Annotated in this window: 4 protein-coding genes and 2 pseudogenes; all 6 read left to right on the top strand. The window is 39.2% G+C overall.

All coding sequences use genetic code 11. The features are described 5' to 3' along the window. The first annotated feature begins 351 nt into the window (after nucleotides 1-351). The 6 genes and pseudogenes from merA to GCA01S_RS21375 all read left to right on the top strand — a co-directional run bounded on the left by merA (nucleotide 352) and on the right by GCA01S_RS21375 (nucleotide 7,807). On the top strand, nucleotides 352-2,001 hold the full coding sequence (gene merA, locus GCA01S_RS16635; RefSeq protein WP_042411656.1) for a mercury(II) reductase: 1,650 nt from the start codon (nucleotides 352-354) through the stop codon (nucleotides 1,999-2,001). 320 nt (nucleotides 2,002-2,321) lie between these two features. Next, nucleotides 2,322-3,238 (top strand): annotated as a pseudogene (locus tag GCA01S_RS16625) (hypothetical protein). A 468-nt stretch (nucleotides 3,239-3,706) separates the two neighbouring features. Beyond that, nucleotides 3,707-4,018, top strand: coding sequence for a metal-sensing transcriptional repressor (locus tag GCA01S_RS16620; RefSeq protein WP_042411649.1), 312 nt, complete (start codon nucleotides 3,707-3,709; stop codon nucleotides 4,016-4,018). 16 nt (nucleotides 4,019-4,034) lie between these two features. Further along, a complete protein-coding gene (locus GCA01S_RS16615) occupies nucleotides 4,035-6,431 on the top strand; it encodes a heavy metal translocating P-type ATPase (protein ID WP_042411647.1) in 2,397 nt (798 codons plus the stop codon). A 31-nt stretch (nucleotides 6,432-6,462) separates the two neighbouring features. After that, complete coding sequence (gene copZ, locus GCA01S_RS16610; protein ID WP_042411645.1) at nucleotides 6,463-6,666, top strand: copper chaperone CopZ; 204 nt, start codon at nucleotides 6,463-6,465, stop codon at nucleotides 6,664-6,666. A 611-nt stretch (nucleotides 6,667-7,277) separates the two neighbouring features. Further along, nucleotides 7,278-7,807, top strand: a pseudogene (locus GCA01S_RS21375) (cytochrome c oxidase assembly protein). Nucleotides 7,808-7,827 lie beyond the last annotated feature (20 nt).

Genomic DNA, 7,827 nt, shown 5'->3' with positions numbered 1-7,827 from the left:
TCATCAATGAGATATCAATGAAAAATAAGACATTTATAGTGATCGGAACACTTGTTACATTATTACGACTTGTAGTAACGAAAATAATGTAGAAACTACAGCGAATGGAAATAATACTAAAAGTGCTACCTTTACCATTACTGAAATGGATTGTTCAAGTTGTCCTGTGTTGTCAAAAGTGCTCTTGAACGTGTAGAAGGTGTAAAAACAGTGGAAGTAACCATTACAGAAGGTTCCCAAGGAACAGCTAAAGTTGTGTTTGATGCTTCAAAAACAGATGTAAAAACTTAAAAAAATACCGTCTTAGAATTAGGATATGGTGTTAAACAATAGGAGGTGTTTCATTTGTCAATTCGTAAATATCGTTTACAAGTGGAAGGTATGACATGTACTGGGTGTGAAAGGCACGTTGAAACAGCTCTAAACAGCATAGGAGCTAAAAATGTAGATGTAAATTTTCGCCGTGGAGAAGCTGTTTTCGAATTGCCAGAACATATAGGTATCGAGAAAGCCAAAGAAGCTGTGAATAAGGTTAATTATAAGGCAGGTGAAGCTGAAGTTATTCATCAACAAAAAAGCTCCGTTGTTGGTGATGATGAAGGTGATTATGATTATGACTTTATTGTCATTGGTTCTGGGGGAGGAGCTTTTTCTGCTGCTATTAAAGCAGTGGAATATGGGGCAAAAGTGGCGATGATTGAGCGTGGTACCATCGGTGGGACTTGTGTAAACATTGGATGTGTTCCATCAAAAACACTGCTACGTTCTGGAGAAATCAATCATTTAGCAAAAAACAATCCATTCCTTGGTTTAAATACTTCAGCTGGTTCGGTAGATTTGAAAAAACTAATGGAACAAAAAGATGAACTGGTGAGAGAATTACGTCAGCAAAAGTATGTTGATTTAATTGATGAATATGGGTTTGAACTAATACAGGGAGAAGCAAAATTTGTCAATGAAAAAACAATAGAAGTAAACGGGAATAAAATAACAGCTAAACGCTTTTTAATCGCAACAGGAGCTTCCCCATTGATTCCTAATATTCCGGGATTAAAAGATGTTGACTACTTAACAAGCACTTCTTTGTTAGAGCTTAAAGAACTGCCAAAAAGTCTTGCTGTTATTGGTTCAGGATACATCGGATTGGAGTTAGGTCAGCTCTTTCACCATTTAGGAGTGGAAGTAACGTTAATGCAGCGTAGCCAAAGAATTCTTAAAGAATATGATCCTGAAATTTCAGAAGCTGTAGAAAAAGCATTAACAGAACAAGGCATTCATGTTATTACCGGTGCTACATTTGAGCGTGTAGAACAGAATGGAGATATGAAACAAATTCATGTTACTGTTCATGGTGAAAAGAAAATCATTGAAGCTGAGCAGCTACTTGTAGCTACGGGGCGCAAGCCAAATACGGAAGCACTAAATCTTCAAGCTGCAAACGTAGAAGTGGGTTCTCGCGGTGAAGTTAAAGTTGATGACTATTTACGAACCTCCAATCCTAGAATTTATGCTGCCGGAGATGTAACAATGGGACCGCAATTTGTTTATGTTGCTGCATACCAAGGTGGAATTGCTGCCGATAATGCAATCGGTGGCTTGGAGAGAAAAGTAAATCTTGATACTGTTCCGGCTGTTATATTTACTAGTCCATCGATTGCTACGGTAGGATTAACTGAGGAGCAAGCTAAAGAAAGAGGATACGAGGTGAGAACTTCTGTTTTACCACTTGATGCAGTTCCAAGAGCGCTTGTGAATCGCGAAACGACAGGTGTATTTAAACTTGTTGCTGATGCAAAAACATTAAAAGTGCTAGGTGTTCATATTGTTGCCGAAAATGCTGGTGATGTGATTTATGCAGCCACATTAGCTGTAAAATTTGGTCTAACGGTGGAAGATTTGCGGGAATGCCTTGCACCATATTTAACGATGGCAGAGGGATTGAAATTGGTTGCCTTAACATTTGATAAAGATGTTAAAAAATTATCTTGTTGTGCTAGTTAAAGCTCCTTTTCATAAACATATAGGATTTTTGATTATTCTAACTGTACTTGAGCAAATTTACAATGAAGCAGAAAAAGAGATACGAACCGATTCCTTGGTTAGAATAGAATGTACCATCAAATTCCCCAATCAAGGACAAGGAGGGAAGATGGAAAATTGGAAGGGAATTTTTTATGGGAACAGAAGCTCTCCAACTGATTGGAGAGACGTTTACTTGATAAACACTCCAAATTAAAACATTTTCATTAGCATCATTGTCGATTTCTATTAGAATCGAAACAGTATGATGGAAATCATATGAACAAAAGGAGTATATAAACATGGATTCAACTGTTTCAAAGAAAGTAACGATGATTTCATATATCATTAGCATTACATTCATTATCGCGATGATTACGGCTTCGGTGATGTTGAAAGATCACGAAATTATTTTGCCGGAAGTTGCGGCAATGGCGATTGCCATGTGGGTGTACCGAGAAGCAGGATGGATCAGGCAACCATCGAAAATTTTTCTTGCGCCGTCCATCACGGCAGTGATCGGTTTCGCAGTGAATCAACTACACATTTCTTATTTAGGAAAAGTAAGCCTTACCCTTATACTTTTAATGCTCTTTTTACGTATCATTCAATCAAATTTGGGACCGTCCATTGCAACGGGCTTACTGCCAGTGGTGACAAATGCAAATGAATGGTCATTTATTATATCCGTTTTTATTTTTACCTTTATATTGATGCTTGGAGTTCTCAAATTTGGATTGATAAAGGACTTGAAAAGAAAGTGAAGATACAGTACAAGTACATGCTGGTATTCTTAGTGCTGATTTTCGTGTGGATGGGTTTATGCTGGCTCGCTGGCTACCCACTGGCAGTGATCCCGCCGATTCTCGTTGTTGTGTATGAGTCACTTCAGAAGCCGATGTACAACGGAAAAATGGCTTTTAAACAAGGGCTTGTATTGACCATATCTGCGACTGTCGGAACGCTGTTGTACTTTGCTATTGATTCGTGGATATTGGCCACCCTGTTAGATATGATTTTAATGCTTATTCTGTTACGTATTGTTGGCATCCGTGTCCCGGCTGTGTACGCCTTTCCACTGCTCCCGTTTGTCTTTCCTGATCATATCGTAGCCATGTTGCCGCTAGGTTCGTTGATTACATGTGTATTCTTGTTTACTTCGGTGTTAGCATATAAAAAGATGGAGATGAAGCGAAGTAGAAAGGTAATGCAAATGTAAAGGAGATAAAAGAATTCATGTACTCGAAGAGAGGACCTATTTTCTATTCTTCGTAGGCATCTCGTTTATCCGCATAAAAAGATTTGGTGACTAGGTTATAAAGTTAAACGTCATGTTTTAGGCTATCGGAACGGAAAACCACCGATAGCCTTTCTATTAGCGTTAAAACCTATTGAATTTATATAAATTTAATCAAAAATTATTCAATAAAAAATAATTGTAATTTATGTTGATAATTTGACTGTTATTTTGTACAGAACCCGTTACTTTAAAGAACGAGTTCCTTTTGTATCGATACAGATTTAAACAGAAAATAATTGAATAGATGTACGTTACTCTGATTCAAAATAGGAATAAAAAATTACACATAGAAAATCATACATTAAGTAAGATATCATTTGCATTTTATACCCAATACCGGTATAATGTATTAGAAGACAACTGTTATAAACAAATGAGGTGGTAGCAATGAATCAATATGAAGATGACAATATAAATGCCAAAATGGTTCCGCGAACCGAAGAAGAGATCGAAAGCATCGTCAAGCGCTTGAAGCGTATTGAAGGGCAAGTACGCGGGGTACAAAAGATGGTCGAGGACAATCGGTACTGTATTGATATTTTAGTGCAAATTTCCGCGATTCAAGCTGCGTTAAACAAAGTCGGGTTGAATTTGCTGGAACGCCATGCCAATCATTGCGTTTCCAAGGCGATCCGCGAAGGCAGCGGAGAAGAATCCATCCGGGAATTGATGGATGTGATTAAGCAATTCTCAAAGTAAAGGAGAGGAATGCTTTATGAGTGAGCAAAAGCTCGTTACACTTAGAGTGACCGGCATGACATGCGCCGCTTGCTCCAATCGTATAGAGAAAGCGTTGAACAAGATGGATGGAGTAGAAGCCAATGTCAATTTAGCCATGGAAAAAGCAACGATTAAATATGATCCATCGAAACAAAGTGTAGCCGATATCCAAACGAAAATTGAGAATTTGGGGTATGGTGTCGCGACAGAAAAAGTGACGCTAGATATTGAAGGGATGACATGCGCGGCATGTGCGACACGGATTGAAAAAGGGTTAAATCGTATGGAAGGTGTTACGAGCGCTACTGTAAACTTGGCGACAAACAGTGCCGTTGTAGAATACAATGAAGGCATTGCATCTGTAGAAGATATTTTAGAGAAAATCAAAAAGCTTGGGTACAAGGGGCAGATACGAAACGAAGAACAAGATCATGTGGGGCGGAGAGAAGAGCTGCTTAAACAAAAACAACGGCAGCTTGCCATTTCTATTATCTTATCACTGCCTTTGCTTTATACGATGATTGCTCATATGCCGTTTGATATAGGCTTACCGATGCCGCACATGTTGATGAATCCGTGGTTCCAGCTTCTTTTGGCTACACCCGTTCAGTTCTACATCGGCGGTCCCTTCTATGTAGGGGCGTACCGGGCATTACGAAACAAGAGTGCGAACATGGATGTACTAGTGGCGCTTGGAACATCGGCAGCTTACTTTTACAGCTTGTACGAAGCTTTCAAAACATTAGGAAATCCCGAATATATGCCAAGATTGTATTTTGAAACGAGTGCTGTGCTGATTACGCTTGTACTTGTCGGAAAATACTTTGAATCAGTAGCGAAAGGAAGAACAACAGAAGCCATCTCTAAACTGTTGAGCCTGCAGGCAAAAGAAGCTACTGTCATCCGCGATGGGGAAGAAATAAAAGTTCCGCTCGAGGAAGTAGTGATTGGTGATACCATTCTCGTCAAGCCAGGAGAAAAAATCCCGGTAGACGGAACGGTCATCGCCGGAGTATCCTCCGTGGATGAATCAATGATTACCGGTGAATCCATTCCGGTTGATAAGAAGGAAGGCGATTCTGTCATCGGAGCAACCATTAATAAAAATGGTGTACTCACCATTCGGGCAGAAAAGGTTGGGAAAGATACCGCACTTGCCAATATCATTAAAATCGTAGAAGAGGCACAAGGCTCTAAAGCGCCTATTCAGCGTATGGCTGATGTCATTTCAGGTATTTTCGTACCAATTGTTGTAGGAATTGCTGTCATTGCATTCATTACATGGTACTTCTTTGTGGCGCCAGGCGACTTACCGAAGGCGCTTGAGGTGGCCATCGCGGTTCTTGTCATTGCGTGTCCTTGTGCGCTTGGTCTTGCCACACCGACATCCATTATGGTCGGTACAGGCAAAGGTGCAGAAAAGGGGATCCTCTTTAAAGGAGGTGAGTACCTAGAGGGAACGCATAAAATCAATGCAGTATTACTGGATAAAACAGGAACAGTGACAAAAGGAAAACCAGAAGTAACCGATGTACTTAAGTTCCGTGAAGACATGCTCGATTATGCCGTTTCTGCCGAGAGTGCTTCGGAACATCCGTTGGCTCATGCCATTGTGGAATATGGGAAGAAACGATCGATTTTGGTTAAGCCACTGGAGCATTTCTCCGCCATTACCGGTCATGGAATTGAAGCTGTCATTGATGGCAAAAATGTCCTTGTTGGAACGCGAAAACTTATGAAGGAACGCTCTGTAGAGATTGCCATGCATGAAGATAAAATGATAGAACTTGAAAAACAAGGAAAAACTGCCATGCTAGTTGCCATTGATGGGCAGCTTGCCGGCATCATCGCTGTCGCGGATACGGTAAAAGAAAGCTCCAAAGAAGCGATTCAAACATTAAAACAAATGGGTATCGAAGTGTACATGGTAACGGGAGACAACAAACGTACAGCGGAAGCCATTGCAAAGCAAGTGGATGTGGATCGCGTCTATGCAGAAGTACTTCCTGAAGAAAAAGCGAATATCGTTGAAGAACTGCAAAAACAAGGAAAACGAGTGGCGATGGTCGGTGATGGAATTAATGACGCTCCAGCTCTTGCGAAAGCGGATATTGGCATGGCCATCGGCACAGGAGCGGATGTCGCCATCGAAACGGCCGATGTTACCTTGGTCGGCGGAGATTTAGCTCATATCCCGAGAGCGATTGAGTTAAGCCGTAAAACAATGAAAAACATTCGACAAAACCTGTTCTGGGCTTTGTTCTATAATACCATTGGCATTCCTGTAGCCGCTGCTGGATTATTGGAGCCTTGGATTGCCGGAGCGGCAATGGCATTCAGTTCTGTATCAGTTGTGACCAACGCGCTTCGTTTGAAACGCGTGAAAATATAAAAAATGAAAATAAATGAAGGAGGAATAAAAAATGGCGATTACATTACAAGTAGAAGGAATGACTTGCGGACACTGCAAAATGGCGGTGACAAACGCTCTTAAAAAGTTAGACGGGGTAAGAAATGTAGAAGTACATTTACAAGAAGGCACTGTGGATGTAGATTATGATGAAACAAAGGTAAGTGTAGAAAAACTCAAAGAAGCGATTGAAGAGCAAGGTTACGATGTGAAGTAACATACATGGATTTATACTCCCTGATATGATCCCCTCCAAGTAGAATTGGAGGGGGTCTTTTTTATAGTGTGGGAAGGGCAACTTAATTGCTTATACCAAATCTGCTATATGAACTTCTCCACCGGGCTTTAAAATTCGAAATTTCCTATGGAATGTAGATTTTTTCTTTGTGGAATCAAGATGGTAGTCGAAAGTACGTGTTCGAATGTTGCGAAATCGAAGAGAAGAGTTGTGAAGAATCCTTGAATAAAGATTTATGTTGTTTGTACTTTCGTTTTTTGTCTAACTATTTCTATATTTTAAGATTTTCAACAAGTTCATAAAGCGTTTGTTGAGGATACAATCGGTAGCAAAGAAATGTATACACACAAAAGAATATAATATCAGCATCTATCTCCATATTTTCTTCAAAATTTTTTAATAAGATTAATCATTGTAAAAATCAACGAAAAATAGTGATAGAAGGTGTACGACTTCTTTAATCAAATTATTAATATTTTGAGTCAGCCTTTTATGATACGGCTCATCGTTTCGAAGGAACACCAGTTTTATTTGCGTTTTTGTTGGGGATAGCCTTTTACATTACTTAGGAGATCATTTTTTGCGCTCATATGTTGGAACAATTGTTAATTTATATAGTTTTACCACCTTTACTGCTGTTAGGTTTGCCAAATCGAATGATGGTATCAATTCTTCATTTAGGATTAAGATACAAATGGATCAATTTTTTAAAATATCCGTTGATCCCGTTACTTTTATTTAATGTGTTGTTTTCGTTTTATCAAGTCCCATTCATATTTAATACAATCGTTTCACATAATATCTTGCATAACTTAACCCATATTATATTAACCATCTCCGCATTGTTCATGTGGATCCCTTTAATTCCGGTCACTAAGGAATTAGATTGTTTATCAAATATCCAAAAAATTTACTATATTTTACATCAGGAATGTTACTGACTACAGCTTGTGCCTTAATTATTTTTGCGAATGAACCGTTTTATACCGTCTATTACGACGCACCACAATTGTTTAAAACACTTTCACCGCTTGTGGATCAACAAGCAGGTGGAGTTATCATGAAAGTGGTTCAAGAAATCGTATATGGGACGATGATTGAATGTGTTTTCTTTAACTGAAAAAATGAGAGGTTAAAGGA

It is taken from the genome of Parageobacillus caldoxylosilyticus NBRC 107762 (assembly GCF_000632715.1).
GTDB lineage: Bacteria > Bacillota > Bacilli > Bacillales > Anoxybacillaceae > Saccharococcus > Saccharococcus caldoxylosilyticus.
This window is presented reverse-complemented; position numbering and strand designations above follow the sequence as displayed.